Origin of the sequence: Sphingopyxis sp. P8 (assembly GCF_020622175.1) — a bacterium.
Lineage (GTDB): Bacteria > Pseudomonadota > Alphaproteobacteria > Sphingomonadales > Sphingomonadaceae > Sphingopyxis > Sphingopyxis jiangsuensis.
The window spans coordinates 98,191-115,555 of the sequence record NZ_JACNMK010000001.1 but is presented as its reverse complement, the minus strand read 5'-3'; the positions used below and the strand labels follow the sequence as shown (position 1 = coordinate 115,555).

Here is a 17,365-nt window from a genome sequence, read left to right as displayed (position 1 = left end):
GAATAGAAGTATAAATGACGATGCCCCAATGGATTTTCTTCGCTCCTATTCTGTGGATTCTGGGTCTTGTGGCAATTTCCATCTGGTACCGCCGCTCGAAAGGCGAGCCCATATTTCCGCGGCTGCCTGACGATGCCGACTTTGGCGAGAAGGGGTGCTCCGGACGATCGCTCAAGAGCCCATTGTCGAAGATTGGCGGTTCCACCCGATGCCTTCTCGTAGCGGTACGAAAAGGGAAATTAATCATAACGCCGCAGTTTCCATTCAACCTCATGTTTCTGCCTGAGATTTACGGGCTGGACATAAAAGAGCCAGTTAGCACCGTGGCCTCTGTGAAACCGGTGTCCTCGCTATTCCAAAGGGCGCTACGGATCGAATTCACCGACGGCGGCCCCGCGCCTGTAGAGGTGGTGCTGCACGATGAAAGAGGGTTCGAGCAAGCTATCGGTTCGAGCCTAATGGCGCCTGGTGATCGCGAGATCAGAGCGAATACCGGCCGACCGAAGAGCCGCACCTTCTTTTTTGTTCGCGCTTTCCTCGCGATTTGGGGAGCGGGTGCCTTGTTTGCTGCCATTACCGGATTTCAGGATGATCAGCGATTTCGGCGTGATGGCGTTGCCATCATGGCAACTTATGTAAATCCTGATCGATCTCTCGATCGCCAGGTTCAAATGGGGGTCCTGCAATATCAGGTTGATGGCGTCGTTTATCGCTTGAACTCTATTTATGGAATCGGCCTGTTCGAAGTGGGTGAGCGGGAAAAGGTTTATTATTTGCGCTCTAACCCGCAGGAGGCCCGTCAAGAGTCCTATTCGAACTTCAACTTGCTTTGGCTTGTGTTCGGCGTGCTCGGGCTATTTGCCTCAATCTTCGGCGGCATGATCGCCAAGAGAATCTGGTAAATCACGGCAGTCGTTCCCATTGGCAACACGAGTTCGGAGCATCGACTCCCCCCCTTTCGCAAGTGCAGCAATTCCGCTAATCGGGCGACCGATCATTTCTACGTCACGGAGTCTCCAGTCATGACCGCCACCGATCCCGTCGTTTTTCTGTCCTATGCGCGCACCCCGATGGGCGCGATGCAGGGCTCGCTTTCCGACGCCAGCGCGACCGATCTCGGCGCGACCGCGGTCAAGGCGGCGGTCGAGCGCGCGGGCGTGTCGGGAGACGATGTCGAACGCATCTATATGGGCTGCGTCCTGCCCGCCGGGCTCGGCCAGGCGCCTGCGCGTCAGGCGGCGATCAAGGCCGGCCTGCCCAAGTCGGTGCAGGCGACCACGGTCAACAAGGTCTGCGGATCGGGCATGCAGACCGTCATCATGGGCGCCGAAGCGCTCGCCGCGGGCAGCGTCGACCTGATCGTCGCGGGCGGCATGGAATCGATGACGAACGCGCCCTATCTGCTCAAGAAGCACCGTTCGGGCGCGCGCATCGGTCATGACACGGCCTATGACCATATGTTCCTCGACGGGCTCGAGGACGCCTATGACGCAGGCCGCGCGATGGGCACTTTCGCGCAGGACACCGCCGACGCCTATCAGCTCTCGCGTCAGGCGCAGGACGATTACACGATCGAATCGCTGAGCCGCGCCAAGGGTGCGATCGCCGACGGCGCCTTCGCCGCCGAAATTGCGCCGGTGACGATTTCGGGTCGCAAGGGCGACGTGATCGTCGACACCGACGAGGCACCGGGCAAGGCGATGCCCGACAAGATCCCGACGCTGCGCCCGGCCTTTGCCAAGGACGGCACGATCACGGCCGCGACCAGCTCGTCGATTTCGGACGGTGCCGCCGCAGTCGTGCTGACGCGCCAGTCGGTCGCCGAGGCCAAGGGCGCGAAGCCCGTCGCGCGCCTCGTCGCGCATGCCGCGCACGCGCAGGAGCCCAAGGATTTCACCGTCGCCCCCGTCGGCGCGATCAACAAGCTGCTCGCCAAGACCGGCTGGAGCATCGGTGATGTCGACCTGTTCGAGGTCAACGAAGCCTTTGCCTGCGTCGCGATGTTCGCGATGCACGATCTCGGCATCCCGCACGAAAAGATCAACGTTCACGGCGGCGCAACCGCGCTCGGCCATCCGATCGGCGCGAGCGGCACGCGCATCATCACGACGCTGATCGCCGCGCTCCAACGCCACGGCAAAAAGCGCGGCATCGCGAGCCTGTGCATCGGCGGCGGCGAAGCGACGGCGGTTGCGGTCGAGCTGGTATAAGGCGGAACCGGGCTAGACCGAACCACCGACTTCCCTGTCTTGTAATCCCGGCGAAGGCCGGGATGACGTTGCAGCGTCGAACGATCGCGCGCCAATGAATGTGTCGTCGCCGCGACAATTTGCGACACTAATGTCTTCAAAATAAACGCAGCGTTCCGAATCCGTTCAAATCGCCGCGCCTAATCCTTTCGCTGTCATCGGGCAGATCCCCTCCCCCCTGACGGAATGAAAGGAATGGCAAATGAAGAAGACCAATTTTCTCGCCGCCGGCCTGATCGCCGCGATGATGGTGCCCGCCGTCGCGCAGGCCCAGTCCCGCGAAATCCGCGAAGACCGCCGCGAAGTCCGCGAGGAGCGGCGCGAATATAATCAGGCGCTGCGCCACGGCGACCGCCACGACATTCGCGAGGAACGCCGCGAATATAACGACGCGCGCCGCGACCTGCGCGACAGCAAGCGCGACTGGCGCCGCGACCATCGCTATCAAAACTATCGTGCGCCCTTCCGCTATCAGCAGTTCCGCGTCGGCGCGACGCTGCGGCCGAGCTATTATGCCCCCGCCTATCGGATCGGCTACGACCGCCGCTGGGGCGTTCCGCAGGCCGGACGCAACCTGGTCTATGTCCGGCATTACAACGACCTGCTGCTGGTGAACGTCCGCAGCGGCAAGGTCGTCCGCGTCTATCACAACCACTTTCGCTGGCGCTGAATCAGCTGGCAAAAAGGGGCCGGGCGGGAAACCGCCCGGCCCTTTTGCATCTGCGGACGGGGGTGTTGAGATCGAGAGCCGTCGTTGCAACCGCCCCCCGACCCGGAAAAAATCGGTGCTGATCGCTTGCCTTTCGCGCCCGGCGTTGCTTCGATTGCGCAGATGACAAACCGCCCGACTCACCTCGACGACAGCGGCGCCGCGCATATGGTCGATGTCGGCGCCAAACCCGTAACGCAGCGTCGCGCGGTGGCCGGGGGGCGCATTGCCATGGCGCCCGCGGCGCTCGAAGCGATCCGCAACGGCAACGCGCCCAAGGGCGACGTCCTCTCGACAGCGCGGATCGCAGGGATCATGGCTGCAAAGCGCACCGCCGACCTCATTCCGCTCTGCCACCCGCTTGCGCTCAGCAGCGTCAGCATCGATTTCGATTGGGAGGCAGACGGCCTTTCGGTGCGCGCGACCGCAACGACCAGCGGACCGACCGGGGTCGAGATGGAAGCGCTCACCGCCGCTTCGGTCGCGCTCCTCACGCTTTACGACATGGCGAAGGCGCTCGACCGCGCGATGGTGGTCAGCGATATCCGTCTTCTCGAAAAGAGCGGCGGCCGTTCGGGCGACTGGCGCGCCGAATGAACGCGCTGCTCGCCGTCGAAACCGCCCAAGCCCGGCTTTTCGCGCTGCAGGCGCCACTTCCGTACAAAGAAATATCTATATTCGAGCTATTTGGACGCTATCTTTCACAAGACGTGATAGCGAAACGCAGCCAGCCCGCAGCGCCCTTGTCGGCGATGGACGGCTATGCAATCCGCTTTAACGACCTGCCCGGTCCGTGGCGCATCGTCGGCGAGGTGGCGGCAGGTTCGGTGCCGCCGCGCGCTCTCGCCACGGGCGAGGCCTTCCGCATCTTTACCGGCGCGATGGTGCCAGCGGGCGCCGACACCGTCGTCGTGCAGGAGGATGTTGCGGTCGATGGCTCGACCCTGACACTCACCGGCGAAGGCCCCGGGGCGCGCGGGCGCCATATCCGCGCAGCCGGGGGAGACTTCAGCACGGGCGACCTCCTCCTAGAAGCAGGGTCGCTGCTCACCCCCGGCGCGATTGCGGCGGCGATTATGGGCGGCGCGGCGCGGGTTGCGGTCGGCTCGCTGCCACGCGTCGCCATCCTCACCACCGGCGACGAGCTTGTCGCACCGGGCGCACCGCCAGCACCGGGGCAGATCCCCGACAGCAATGGCGCGATGCTCGCCGCGATGCTCGCGCACCAGCCCGCCCGGCTCGGAGATATTTGCCATATCGGCGACGATCGCGCCTCAATGTCACAGCTAATCAAGGATTTGGCGCGACGTCACGACGTCATCGTGACCGTCGGGGGCGCCTCGGTCGGCGACCATGACCATGTGCGCGGCGCGCTTGCCGACGCGGACGGACGACTCGACTTCTGGAAGATCGCGATGCGCCCCGGCAAGCCGCTGATCGCCGGGACGGTCGGCGACGCAGTACTCCTCGGCCTGCCCGGCAACCCATCGTCGGCCTTCGTGACCGCGACGCTATTCCTGCTGCCGCTCCTCCGCCACCTCGCGGGCGCGCGCGATCCGCTGCCGCGCATTGAATATGCGCCGCTCGGCGCGCCGCTCGGCCCCGGTGGCGCGCGGCGCGACTATCTGCGCGCGCGGCGCGTCGGCGGTGCGATTGTGCCGCTCGACAGTCAGGACAGCGGACAGACGATGCCGCTCGCCAACGCCGATGCCCTGCTCGTTCGCGAGATCGATGCAGCTGCGGCCGAGGTGGGCGCCCCCGCCGCCTATATCGCGATCGCTTGACAAGTTCCGCTCTGTTCCACTATCGTTCCCCTTATGTCCGGTAATGGCCATTTGGAGAACGACCGATGTTGACCGCGAAGCAGCATGAACTGCTCCACTTCATCCAGGAGCGCCTCGACGCGAGCGGCATTTCGCCGTCGTTCGAGGAGATGAAGGAAGCGCTGGGCCTCAAGTCGAAATCGGGAATCCACCGGCTGATAAGCGCGTTGGAAGAAAGGGGTTTTCTTCGTCGCCTCCCCAACCGCGCCCGCGCGCTGGAGGTGCTGAAACTGCCCGAAGGCGCGAAGGCCGCGCCGGCACGCGACAATATCGTTCCGCTGCGCAAACCTGCACCTGCGCTCAAGCCGATTGCCGCGAACGACATCATTGAAGTGCCGCTGCACGGCAAGATCGCCGCCGGCGTCCCGATCGAGGCGTTCGAGGATCACAACAATCTCGCCGTTCCCGCCGCGCTGCTCGGCGCGGGAGAACATTATGCGCTCGAGGTGTCGGGCGATTCGATGGTCGAGGCGGGGATTTTCGACGGCGACTATGCGCTGATCCAGAAGGCCAGCACCGCGCGCGAGGGCGACATCGTCGTCGCGCTGGTCGACGGGCAGGACGCGACGCTCAAATATTTCCGCCGCGAAGGCACGATGATCCGGCTCGACCCCGCGAACAGCGCCTATGAGCCGCAGCGCTATCCCGCCGAGCGCGTCATCGTGCAGGGCCGTCTGTCGGGACTGCTTCGTCGTTACCACTGAGCTGATGCGGGATGCGCCAAGGGTGGCGGTCGCCGGGGCGTAGCGCCGTCGCGACGCGCGGCTCGGCGCCGAGGTAGATTGCGAGGCCGCCGCTCGTCTCCAGACTGTCGCGGTCGATCGTCAGCCAGCGCGCGACGCACTCGCGCGGTAACCAGCGCTCGCTGATCACGACATCGGCGGCCGCGCACGCCGCCGCCATCTCTGCTCCCTCGATTCGGTCGCGCCCGCGCGAGGCGAGGATCGTACGCCGCCCCGCGCCCTCGCCGCCCTGCTCCCAATGGCAGAAGTCGCGGTTGCACGTCGCTGCGTCGTTGTCGGCGATTGCGGCAAAGGGCAGGTCATAGCCCGCCGCCTCCGACAGGCTGTCGCGGACATACTCGCCCGCACGGTCGCGCAGCAGCGCATAATCGCCGTTCGGCATCGCCGCCGCTATGTGCCGCCCGTCGCCGGTGACGAGGAGATCGGGCCGCGGCTGCATCAGCAAGACAGCCATCCCGGTCAATGCCAAGGGGACGCCCGCCCAGCGCCAACCCGTGCGCCACAGGAGCGCCCATAACCCGCCGAAGATGGTAACGCCGAACCCCCACGACGGAAACACCGGCAAGGTAGCGACTGCGCCCGGTGCGTCGGCGACGGCGTGAGCCAGCGCGATCAGCCCCCGCAGCGCATGGTCGGCGACCCACCAGAAGGGCGCTCCCGCCCCGACACTGTCGAACAGCAAGGCGAGCGCCTCGGCGGGCATGATGACAAAGGTCGTCAGCGGGATTGCGATAACATTGGCGAGCGCGCCATACAGACCCGCCTTGTGGAAATGAAAAAGCGCGATCGGTGCGAGCGTCGCCTCGACGATCAGCCCCGTCAGCAGCAGCCCCACCACGCCGCGACCGAAGCGCAAAACCCATGGTTCTTCGCGACGTGCAAGGAACGCCTGTACGCGGCGGTTCTCGTGGAGCGCGATGATCGCCGTCACCGCAGCGAAACTCAGCTGAAAGCTGGGCCCCGCGAGCGCCTCGGGCCGCCACAGCAACACGAGCAGCGCCCCCGCCGCGACGAGCCGCAAGGTAATCGCCTCCCGCCCCAGCAGAAACGCCCCGAGGACGAGCAACGCGGCGATGCACGAGCGGATCGTCGGCACTTCGGCGCCCGTCAGCCAGGTGTACCCCACCCCCGCCAGCGCCGCGCCCGCCGCCGACGCGACCATCACCACCCCGCGAAGCGCCAACCGCTCGCTGAGCGCCAGTAGCCGCATCAGCAACAGCATCGTAAAGCCGACGACCGCGGTGACGTGCAGCCCGCTGATCGACAGCAGGTGGGCAAGCCCGCTGCGTCGCATGGCTTCGGCATCAGCGTCGCTGATCGCGCCGCGATCGCCGCTCACCAGCGCCGCCGCAATCCCACCCGCCGACCCCGGAACCCGGCTTTGCACATGCGCGCTCAGCCGCGCACGCAGCGGAGCGCCTCGGGCGCCCGCATCCGGCGCGCGCGCCACGGGACCGAGCACGGTGCCCACCGCCCCGATCCGGTCGAACCACGCACGCTGGGCAAAATCATACCCCCCGGGCAGCGCCGCAACCGGCGGCGGCATCAGTCGCGCCCGCACGCCGATATGCTCGCCCGCAACCAGGCCGGCGCCCTGCTCGGTACGCAGCGTCAGCCGCACGCGCGGAGGCAAATCGGTGCGCGCGTGCGGGCGCACGACAAGGCGCATCTGTCCGCGCGCCGGCAGTGGCTCGACGCGTTCGATCTCCGCCGAAAATTCGGTGGCTACCGGCTGCGCGAGGACCGGCGCCGCGATCCACCAGGCGCGCGTCCAGATCAGCAGCAGCCCCATCGCAGCAGTCGCCGCCGCGATCGTCATCGCCCGCCCCGCACGCCGATGCCATCCAATTGCATAGCCGCTCAGCGCCACCGCACAGAGGATCAAGAGTGCGCCGGTCCAGTGCATTTCGCCCGGCAGCGCAAACCAGGCCGCGATGCCGCCGCCGAGTGCGACCGGAAGCCATAGCGCAACGCGCTCGCGTTCGGCTTCCAGCCGCGCCTCGATCGCATCGAACAGACGAAAAAAAGCGGGAAATCGAAGCGGGCCAAAGGAGATTTGAAGCTGCCTTGTCGCCATGCTAGGGGCAGCCCCCGATCCCCGTTCCGCCCCATCGGCGCGCGCGGCAAACTGAGTGAAAGAAACCAGCGTGGCAACCGAAAATCCAACCGATCTGGCAGAAGCGACCGGCGCCGACGTCGTGACGCGCTTTGCGCCCTCGCCTACCGGTTTTCTGCACATCGGCGGCGCACGCACCGCGCTGTTCAACTGGCTGTTCGCGCGCCATCACGGCGGTAAGTTCCTGCTGCGGATCGAGGACACCGACCGCGCGCGCTCGACCGAGCCGGCGATCGAGGCGATTCTCGACGGGATGCGCTGGCTCGATCTCGACTGGGACGGCGAAACGGTGTTCCAGTTCGCGCGCGCCGATCGCCACGCGGCAGTCGCGCACGAACTGCTCGCCAAAGGGGCGGCCTATCGCTGCTACCTGACCCAGGACGAACTCGCCGCCATGCGCGCCGAGGCGCAGGAAAAGCGCATGCCTTTCCGCGTGCGCAGCCCGTGGCGCGACCGCGACGACGGCGATCCCGCCGCGCCGCACGTCCTTCGCCTCCGCGCGCCGCAGGACGGCGCGGTGACGATAACGGACCGCGTCCAGGGCGACGTCACCGTCCAGAACGCCGAGCTCGACGATTTCATCCTGCTGCGGAGCGACGGCACCCCGACCTATATGCTCAGCGTCGTCGTCGACGATAACGACATGGGCGTCACCCACGTCATCCGCGGCGACGATCACCTCAACAACGCGTTTCGCCAGCTCGCGCTGATCCGCGCGATGGAGTGGCGCGAGCCCGTCTATGCGCATGTGCCGCTGATTCACGGCGCCGATGGCGCGAAACTGTCGAAACGGCACGGGGCGCTCGGCGTCGACGCCTATCGCGACGACATGGGCTATCTGCCCGAAGCGGTGAACAATTATCTCCTCCGCCTCGGCTGGGGGCATGGCGATGCCGAAATCATCAGCCGCGAACAGGCGGTCGAATGGTTCGATCTCGACCATGTCGGGCGGTCGCCGTCGCGCTTCGACTTCAAAAAGCTGGAAAATCTCAACGGCCACTATCTGCGCGAAGCCGATAATGACCGCCTTGCCGATCTTGTCGCGCCGCGAGTCGCAAAACGCGTGGACCGCCCGCTCGACGGCGCCGACCGCGATTTGCTGGCGCGGGCGATGGATGCTCTCAAACCGCGCGCCAGGACGCTCGACGAGATCGCCGAAGGCGCCGTCTTCCTGTTCCTTCCCGACCCGTTGACGATGGACGAGAAGGCGGTCGAGGTGCTAAAGGCAGCGCCGCAAGGACTGCTCTCCGCCACGGCGAAGCGTCTGCGCGAAATTGACGATTGGACAACAGAAGAGCTGGAAGCGGCGGTGCGCGCCGAAGCCGAAGCTGCCGAACTGGGGCTCGGCAAGCTGGCGCAACCCTTGCGCGCTGCGCTGACTGGCCGAACGGTTTCCCCGGGAATTTTCGACGTGCTGCTCCTGCTCGGGCGCGATACCAGTCTCGCGCGACTTGACGCAGCGCAACATTATCCGGCAGGGGCGTAGCCAATCTCTCTCTCGCCGTCATAACAGGGGACAAGAATGACCGACCAGACCGCCACGATCACCCTGGGGGACACCAGCGTCGATAGCCCGGTTCTCAAGGGCAGCGTCGGCCCCGACGTCGTCGACATCCGCAAATTCTACGGCCAGACCGGCGCTTTCACCTATGATCCGGGCTTTACGTCGACCGCCAGCTGCGAATCGAAGCTGACCTATATCGACGGCGACGAAGGCGTGCTGCTCCACCGCGGCTATCCGATTGGCGAACTTGCCGAGCATTCAAGCTTCATGGAGGTCGCCTACCTCCTCCTCAACGGGGAACTCCCCTCGGCCGACGCGCTGGCGCATTTCGACAATACGATCACCCGTCACACGATGCTGCACGAACAGCTCGCGACCTTCTATCGCGGTTTCCGCCGCGACGCCCACCCGATGGCAATCATGTGCGGCGTCGTCGGCGCATTGTCGGCCTTCTACCACGACTCGACCGACATCCAGGACCCGCATCAGCGCATGATCGCGAGCCACCGCTTGATCGCCAAGATGCCGACGATCGCGGCGATGGCATACAAATATTCGGTGGGTCAGCCCTTCATCTATCCGCGCAACGATCTGAGCTACACCGGCAATTTCCTGAACATGACATTTGCCGTTCCGGCCGAAGATTACGAAATTCACCCCGCCGTCGAACGCGCGCTCGACCGCATCTTCATCCTGCACGCCGATCATGAGCAGAATGCCTCGACCTCGACCGTCCGCCTCGCGGGCTCGTCGGGCGCCAATCCCTTTGCGTGCATCGCGGCGGGCATCGCCTGCCTGTGGGGGCCCGCGCATGGCGGCGCCAACGAGGCGGCGCTCAACATGCTGCGCGAAATCGGCCGTCCGGAGCGCATCCCCGAATATATCGCACGCGCGAAGGACAAGGACGATCCGTTCCGCCTGATGGGCTTCGGCCACCGCGTCTACAAGAATTACGACCCGCGCGCGACCGTGATGCAGAAGACGGTGCGCGAGGTGTTCGCGGCACTCAAGGTCAACGATCCGGTCTTCGAGGTTGCGCTGCAACTCGAAGAAATGGCGCTCAGCGACGATTACTTCGCCGAAAAGAAGCTCTTTCCGAACGTCGATTTCTATTCGGGCGTCATCCTGTCGGCGATCGGTTTCCCGACGACGATGTTCACCGCACTCTTCGCGCTCGCACGCACTGTCGGCTGGGTCGCGCAGTGGAACGAGATGATCTCGGACCCCGCGCAGAAGATCGGTCGCCCGCGCCAGCTCTACACCGGCCCGACGCAGCGACCTTATGTTCCGGTGGACAAGCGCTAAGCCACGACAAACCAACGATTTGCGAGGGCGGTGCCGGCAACGGCGCCGCCCTTTTTATCCGTCGCGCGCGGGAAGGCTCAGCGTGAAGCGCGCGCCCTGCCCGGGGGCGCTGTCGACCGCAAGGTCGCCGTCCATCGCGAGCGCGAGGCGGCGCGCGATGTAAAGACCAAGCCCCGATCCGCCGCCGTCGGTGCGCCCCAATCGCTCGAACTTGTTGAACACGACGGTTTGGTCTTCCGCCGACATCCCCTGCCCTTGGTCAGCAACGGTCACTGTCGCCCGGTCGCCTTCACGATCGAGGCGAATCCATATCTGCGAATGGTCGGGCGAATAGCGGATCGCATTGCCGATCAGATTGAGCAGAATCTGCAGCACCCGTCGAAACTCGCCCGTTGCCGGCATCAGATCGTCCTTGCGCGGCGCATCGATGCGGATGTTCTTTTCCTCTGCCTTCATCGCCAGCAACCCGACCGCGCGACGCGCAAGGTCGCCAAGGTCGATTTCGTCGCGCGCCGCCTTGAACCCCGGACGCTCGATGTTCTGAAGGTCGGCAAGATCGTCGACCAGCCCCAGCAGGTGACGCCCGGCATGGGCAATATCGCCGGCGTAGCGCGCATAATCGGCACGAATAGGACCGTCGAACTGTCCCGAAATTGTCTCGGCTGTCGCGATGATACGGCTCAGCGGACCGCGCAGCGCGCCGTCGATACGCCGCCCGAATTGCGGGTCGGACAGCGGGAGCGATCCGAACGCCGGGTCGGTTGCAGGCGCCACCACGGCCTCGTCACTCGCCTCGAAGGGCGCAACGCTACCGCGAAAGCCCGTGAAGCGTCGCGTGCCGTCGAAAACCGGATCGCCCGACAGCGCCATGCCGACGCGCGCGTCGGGCGTCGCGATGCGGACCCGCTGCCCCTCAAAATGCGCTTGCCGTGCCAAAGCGCGCAGAACGGGAAAATTCCCGTCGTCGTCGGGTTGCAATTCGAACACTTCGGACAGCGATCGACCCTCCCACCCCGCGGGAACCGGGGGCGCGTCCGATCCCGAACGCAAGGCTACGAGACGCAGTTGCTGGTCGCATTCCCAGGTCCATCCGCGCGGGTCGGAAATGGCGCCGGCCGCCAGCGAGCGCTGCGGATCGACGATGGGCCGCGTCCGCCAATCGCTGATTTCCAGGTTTGCGCCGTCGTCATCGGGAAGGATGCGAACGATCGCATGGATGTCGCTATGATCGTCGGCTGCATAAAGCGGGCGGGTGACTTCGCGCCCGAGCCGCTGCGCCAGTGCGACGAGCCGCGCCAGCTGTGGCAGCGCGAGCGGCCGGTCGAGGCCGCCGCCCGCGCGCTGCTGAAGGCGGAGCAGCGGCGTGTCCGCACTCACAAGCGTGCCCGACTGGTCGATCCGGGCGCGGACGATCCGCTCCGTCGTCATGCGCCGTCCCCCGGCAGACCGTCGAAGGAAGAGAATGCGGCGAGCCGCGCGGCCGGTTCGTCTCCGGCATTGGCGCCCGACACCGCGCGCGCAGGAAGCATGGCCAGCGATACTTCGAGAGGCGCAATCGTGCGTCGGTCGAGTCCCAGCGGCGCGAGCAACGCTGGCAGCGACGCAATCTCGGCCGTCAGCAGCGCGATCGCCATCGCGCCATAGCTTCGCTGCGTTTCGACCGCAGCCAGCGCAATCAGCGACGGCCAGTCATGGCGTGCGATCGCGATCGCGGACGCTCTGCCGATGTCTGGGCCGAGCGCGGCACGATAAGCCGCAGCCGCATGATCGATGCCATGATCGTTCGGCGCGGCCTCGATGGCGGACCGCACGGCCTCGCCCAACAGCGCAGCACCGTCCACGTCTGCACTGGACCGGGCGAGTTGCCACGCCGCCACGTCGAGGAGCAAGGCGCGACGGACATCGGCGTCAAGGTCGACAAGCGCGATACAGGGGTTGCCCTGCCCGTCGAAGCGACGGCGATCGGCAATCCGCAGCGCGAGCGCGGTGCGGTCGACGTCGCTCGATATGGCCTCGGCCGCGTCCTCTGCGATCTCGGCGCCAGCATCGTCGGCTGTCGGCGTTTCCCCACCCAACTGGGCGATCTGCCCGCGCCAGCGATGCTCTTCGGCGCGCGCAAAACAGGCGACGGCGATGCGCTGTGCCGACGGAATGCCGCCGCGCAGCCAGTCGCTCCACAGCGCCGCGGCATCGATCCCGACGTCGAGCTGCGCGGCTATGTCGGCGATCAGACGCCGAGCAATGCCCAGCGCCAGCGCGCGCTGTTCCTCGGTCAGCCTTCCCACCGACGGCGCCGCCAGATAGTCGCCCAGCTCGCGCAGGCGCGCCGACAGCGTCGGCGACGGCAGATCGATGCCGGACGAGGGAAAGGGTTCAATCATGCACGATGGCCAATATCAGCTTAGCGTTAATACGCGCTAAACCTTGAACGCCGCTGTTTTACTGCACTTGCGGGCGACGAGCGAAGCGGAGCCAGACGAGGATCTGGAGCAGCGCCAATAGCGGCAGGATTGCGAACATCAACGTCGCGATTCCGAACAGCAGCGCGGGTGCGAGCATGATCCATGCCTGCTCGGCATCGGGCAAAAGCCAATGAAACCGCCGCTTTTCGCCCACATCCTCATAAAGGGCGCGCGCCAGCAGGATGGCGGCGGCGAGGCAGGGTGCGAGCGCCGCTTCGGAATAGCTTGGCGCGGCGGGCGCGGGTCCGCCGAGCGACACCAGCCACGGGAAAAAGGCGAGCAGTATCAAACCGAACGCACGAATTGTGGCGCGGGCGCGGTCGTGCGCGGCGCTTTCGGCGCGAAAGGCGGACAGGAAGCGCATGGCGGCGAGCCCCAGCCCACCGGTCACGGCGACAAGGGCCCCCGCCGCCGCCAGGCCGCTGCCCGCCAGCGCGGCCGCCGCAATCCACAGCAGCCCCGTGACGACCGGAAGATAGCGTGCGGTCAGCGGCGAGCGGACGACCAGCGGCCCCGCCAAGCGCACCAGCGGCATCAGGAACGCCGACCGGCCGAACCCCATGCCGCCATATTCGACCTGCTGGAGGCTCGACTGCTCGATCGCCGCCGCTGTCGGGCGGTCGGCGACAATCGCGATCTCACCCTGCTCGAACAACGCCGGCTCGCAATAGAGCCGCCGCGATCCCGCCTGCACCGCGACGCGCAGCAAGGTCAGCATCATATCCCACTCGCCCGGCATTGCCGCGAGTTCGGCGACCATCGGCTGCGATATGTTTGCGAGCCCGCCCCAGCGCCGCGCCGCGTCGATACGCTCGAACCCCTGCGTGAGCACCGTGTCGCCGGTGACGAGAATTGCGGGCGAACCGGGACGCGCAATGGCCGCATAATGCGTCGGACCCGCACGCAATCCGTCCGCAACGAGCAGGAGCCGGTCGTCGGCGCGCACCATGGCGAGCAGGTCGGCCGCACTCCGTACCGGCGTGACGGTCAACCCGCGACGCCGGATGCGATCGCAGGTCGCGAGCAACTCGGACGGCACCGCACCGACCGCGACGGCGATCTGCGTCACGCCGACGTCGGCGAGGCGCGCCGCCTGTCGTTCGATCAGCGTTTCGCCCGCCACCGTTACCAGCGCGCGGAGTCCGCCGTCGGGCAGCGTCTCAGTCGCTCCGACCAGCGCGATCAGGGCCACTTGTCCCCCCGGAAATGGCAAAAAATCATCGCCCAAAAGCTTTAGGGCCGAAGGCACAATTGGCAAGCCGCGATGTTGCGCCGGAATGTTGCCGCCCGCGATGCCAAAGCGCGCGCTTCAACGGCGTATCCGGGCGAAAAAATTCGTCGAAAACCGTCCGAATCGCTGGCCTTCGCAGCGCCCATCGGCTAGGCAAAAAGCATCTCCCGAAAAGAAGAAAAAGGCCGGGTCTTGACCGAAGAAAATTCGCCTATGCCGCCGTCGGACGATGGGATTTCGTCGATCAACATCGTCGATGAAATGAAGACGTCCTATCTTGATTACGCGATGAGCGTGATCATCAGCCGCGCGCTCCCCGACGTGCGCGACGGCCTCAAGCCGGTGCATCGCCGAATTCTCTATTCGGCCTATGAAAGCGGCTATGTCGCCAGCAAGCCCTATCGCAAGTCGGCGCGCATCGTCGGCGATGTCATGGGTAAATATCACCCGCACGGCGACAGCTCGATCTACGACGCCCTGGCGCGCATGACGCAGGATTGGTCGATGAGCGTCCCGCTGATCGACGGTCAGGGCAATTTCGGGTCGATGGACCCCGATCCGCCGGCAGCGATGCGTTACACCGAATCGCGCCTCGCCAAGGTCGCAATCACGCTGCTCGACGACCTCGACAAGGAAACGGTCGATTTCCAGCCCAATTATGACGGCTCGGAGAGCGAACCGACCGTGCTTCCCGCGCGCTTCCCGAACCTGCTCGTCAATGGCGCCGGCGGTATCGCGGTCGGCATGGCGACGAACATCCCGCCGCACAATCTTGGCGAGGTCATCAACGCGACGCTCGCGACGATCGACAATCCCGCGATCACGCTCGAAGAGTTGATGGCGATTGTCCCCGGTCCCGATTTTCCGACCGGCGCGATGATTCTTGGCCAAGGCGGCGCGCGCAATGCCTATGCCACCGGCCGCGGCTCGATCATGATGCGCGCCACGCATGAGATTGAAGAAGGACGCGGCGATCGCCGTTCGATCGTCCTCACCTCCATCCCCTATCAGGTCGGCAAATCGGGCCTTGTCGAAAAGATTGCCGAGGCCGCGCGCGACAAGCGGATCGAGGGCGTCGCCGATATCCGCGACGAAACCAATCGCGAGGGCGTGCGCGTGGTCATCGACCTGAAACGCGACGCGACACCCGACGTCGTGCTCAACCAGCTCTGGCGCCACACGCCGGCGCAGTCGAGCTTCCCCGCGAACATGCTCGCAATCCGCGGCGGTCGCCCGGAGATGATGGGGCTCAAGGACATTCTGACCGCCTTCATCGCGTTCCGCGAAGAGGTGATTACCCGCCGCTGCAAGTTCGAACTCGCCAAGGCGCGCGATCGGGCGCACATCTTGCTCGGCCTTGTCGTCGCGGTCTCGAACCTCGACGAAGTCGTCCGCATTATCCGCGGCGCCCCCAACCCCGCTGCCGCACGCGAGGCACTGATCGCCCGCGAATGGCCGATGGGCGAAATCGCCCCCTACATCCGTCTGGTCGAAGCGATCGAGGGCGAGATGGAAGAGGCAGCGAGCTACAGCCTTTCCGAAGCGCAGGTAAAGGCGATCCTTGACCTTCGCCTCCACCGACTGACCGCACTTGGCCGCGACGACATCGGCAACGAACTCAAGGCCCTCGCGACCGAGATCGAGGAACTTTTGTCGATCCTCGCCGACCGCGCGAAACTCTATGCGGTGATCCGCGACGAACTCGTTGCGGTGCGCGACGAATTCGCGACACCGCGCCGAACGCTGATGGCGCCTGCCGCCGACGGGATCGAGGACGAGGATCTGATCGAGCGCGAGGAGATGGTCGTGACCGTTACCCTCGACGGCTATATCAAGCGCACCCCGCTCGACACTTTCCGCGCCCAGCGCCGCGGTGGCAAGGGCCGCGCGGGCATGGCGACCAAGGACGAGGATGTCGTCACCGAGTTGTTCGTCACCTCGACGCACACGCCGGTCCTCTTCTTCTCGACCGCCGGCAAGGTCTATCGCATGAAAGTGTGGCGCCTGCCCGAAGGCGGCCCCGCAACGCGCGGCCGTCCGATGGTCAACCTGCTCCCGCTCGCGCAGGGTGAGACGATTTCGACAGTTCTCCCGCTGCCCGAGGATGAGGAAGAATGGGGCAAGCTCCACGTCATGTTCGCGACCGCGAAGGGCAGCGTGCGCCGCAACAGCATGGACGCCTTCACCAACGTCCCCTCGAACGGCAAGATCGCGATGAAGTTCGAGGGCGATGACGAGGACGACCGGCTGATCGGCGTCGCATTGCTCGACGAGAGCGACGACGTGCTGCTCGCGACGCGGCAGGGCAAGGCAATCCGCTTTGCCGGCGACGATGTGCGCGAGTTCCAGAGCCGCAATTCGACCGGCGTCCGGGGCATGAAGCTGGCAAAGGGCGACGAGGTGATCTCGCTGTCGATCCTCCACAAGGTCGGCATCGCCGATCAGGAGGAACGCGAGGATTATCTGCGCCATGCGCCGTGGAAGGGCGAAGATCCCGACCGCCAGCCGCGCAAGATGAACGACGAACGTCACGCCTTCCTCGCCGAACGCGAACAGTTCATCCTCACGGTATGCGCCAATGGCTATGGCAAGCTGTCGTCGGCATTCGAATATCGCCGCACCGGCCGCGGCGGCCAGGGCATTACCAACATCGACAATATTGGCCGCAACGGCCCCGTCGTCGCGAGCTTCCCCGCGACGCAGGCGCACCAACTCATGCTCGTCACCGACCAGGCAAAGCTGATCCGTATGGGGCTCGACAGTCTGCGCGTCATCGGCCGCGGTTCGGCGGGCGTGCGGTTGTTCGACGTCGCCGAGGGTGAACATGTCGTGTCGGCGGCGCTGATCGAGGATAGCGAAGAGGAAGCGGAGGGCACCGACGCGGAAGCTTCGGCCGAAGCCGCGCCCGAATGACCGCCACCACCGCGTTCAAGATCCTGACCGCCGAGCAGTGGGCGGTGTTCGAGCGCGACCGCGTCTTTCGCGGCGCGCCGGTGGACATCGCCGACGGCTATATCCACCTTTCGACCGCCGAACAGCTCGATGGCACGCTTGCCAGGCATTTTGCGGGCCAGAAGCGACTGACCATTGCCGAGGTCGACCTGACCAGGGTCGCCGACACGATACGCTGGGAAGCGGCGCGCGACGGCGATCTGTTTCCGCACATCTACGGCGACCTGCCGATGGAAGCGGTGATTGGCGTGCGACCGCGCGACTAGGTTCC

The 17,365-nt window shown here is 65.6% G+C and carries 14 protein-coding genes; 10 read left to right on the top strand and 4 right to left on the bottom strand.

From position 1 onward, the window contains the following. Positions 1–14 precede the first annotated feature (14 nt). The 6 genes from H7692_RS00510 (at position 15) to lexA (ending at position 5,485) form a co-directional block, all read left to right on the top strand. The gene (locus H7692_RS00510) at positions 15–902 is read left to right on the top strand and encodes a hypothetical protein (RefSeq protein WP_222136286.1); all 888 of its coding nucleotides are present in this window, start codon (positions 15–17) and stop codon (positions 900–902) included. A 120-nt stretch (positions 903–1,022) separates the two neighbouring features. After that, the gene (locus H7692_RS00505) at positions 1,023–2,210 is read left to right on the top strand and encodes an acetyl-CoA C-acyltransferase (RefSeq protein WP_222136287.1); all 1,188 of its coding nucleotides are present in this window, start codon (positions 1,023–1,025) and stop codon (positions 2,208–2,210) included. Between the two features lie 241 nt (positions 2,211–2,451). Continuing rightward, complete coding sequence (locus H7692_RS00500) at positions 2,452–2,919, top strand: RcnB family protein (RefSeq protein ID WP_222136288.1); 468 nt, start codon at positions 2,452–2,454, stop codon at positions 2,917–2,919. 162 nt (positions 2,920–3,081) lie between these two features. Further along, entirely contained in the window at positions 3,082–3,555 is a 474-nt protein-coding gene (moaC, locus tag H7692_RS00495) for a cyclic pyranopterin monophosphate synthase MoaC (protein ID WP_201924890.1), read from the top strand. Further along, positions 3,552–4,742: a molybdopterin molybdotransferase MoeA gene (locus tag H7692_RS00490; protein WP_222136289.1), complete on the top strand. Its 1,191-nt coding sequence runs from the start codon at positions 3,552–3,554 to the stop codon at positions 4,740–4,742. Before moaC ends, H7692_RS00490 begins: the two co-directional genes overlap by 4 nt. A gap of 65 nt (positions 4,743–4,807) precedes the next feature. Further along, complete coding sequence (gene lexA, locus H7692_RS00485) at positions 4,808–5,485, top strand: transcriptional repressor LexA (RefSeq protein WP_222136290.1); 678 nt, start codon at positions 4,808–4,810, stop codon at positions 5,483–5,485. On the opposite strand, the gene H7692_RS00480 is transcribed toward lexA, so the two are convergent. Beyond that, on the bottom strand, positions 5,439–7,601 hold the full coding sequence (locus H7692_RS00480; protein ID WP_222136291.1) for a ComEC/Rec2 family competence protein: 2,163 nt from the start codon (positions 7,599–7,601) through the stop codon (positions 5,439–5,441). The two genes, lexA and H7692_RS00480, sit on opposite strands and share 47 nt — an antisense overlap. Before the next feature lie 70 nt (positions 7,602–7,671). Between H7692_RS00480 and gltX the strand changes: the two genes are divergently transcribed. Next, positions 7,672–9,126, top strand: coding sequence for a glutamate--tRNA ligase (gene gltX / locus H7692_RS00475; RefSeq protein ID WP_222136292.1), 1,455 nt, complete (start codon positions 7,672–7,674; stop codon positions 9,124–9,126). Between the two features lie 36 nt (positions 9,127–9,162). Then, a complete protein-coding gene (locus tag H7692_RS00470; protein WP_201924881.1) occupies positions 9,163–10,449 on the top strand; it encodes a citrate synthase in 1,287 nt (428 codons plus the stop codon). Positions 10,450–10,503: 54 nt separating this feature from the next. Here the strand turns inward: H7692_RS00470 and H7692_RS00465 are convergent, their stop codons facing one another. From H7692_RS00465 to H7692_RS00455, 3 genes are read right to left on the bottom strand one after another with little or no spacing between them, the layout of a single operon-like run. Further along, entirely contained in the window at positions 10,504–11,877 is a 1,374-nt protein-coding gene (locus H7692_RS00465) for a sensor histidine kinase (protein ID WP_201924873.1), read from the bottom strand. Next, the gene (locus H7692_RS00460; protein WP_222136293.1) at positions 11,874–12,830 is read right to left on the bottom strand and encodes a hypothetical protein; all 957 of its coding nucleotides are present in this window, start codon (positions 12,828–12,830) and stop codon (positions 11,874–11,876) included. Before H7692_RS00460 ends, H7692_RS00465 begins: the two co-directional genes overlap by 4 nt. Positions 12,831–12,888: 58 nt before the next feature. Next, positions 12,889–14,103 carry a hypothetical protein gene (locus tag H7692_RS00455; protein WP_222136294.1) on the bottom strand — a complete coding sequence of 405 codons (1,215 nt, stop codon included), beginning with the start codon at positions 14,101–14,103 and terminating at the stop codon, positions 12,889–12,891. A 252-nt stretch (positions 14,104–14,355) separates the two neighbouring features. On the opposite strand from H7692_RS00455, the gene gyrA reads away from it, so the two are divergent. Further along, positions 14,356–17,055 (top strand): DNA gyrase subunit A, encoded by a 2,700-nt coding sequence (gene gyrA, locus H7692_RS00450; protein ID WP_227340031.1) that lies wholly within the window; start codon positions 14,356–14,358, stop codon positions 17,053–17,055. After that, complete coding sequence (locus H7692_RS00445) at positions 17,052–17,360, top strand: DUF952 domain-containing protein (protein WP_227339592.1); 309 nt, start codon at positions 17,052–17,054, stop codon at positions 17,358–17,360. Before gyrA ends, H7692_RS00445 begins: the two co-directional genes overlap by 4 nt. Positions 17,361–17,365: the final 5 nt, after the last annotated feature.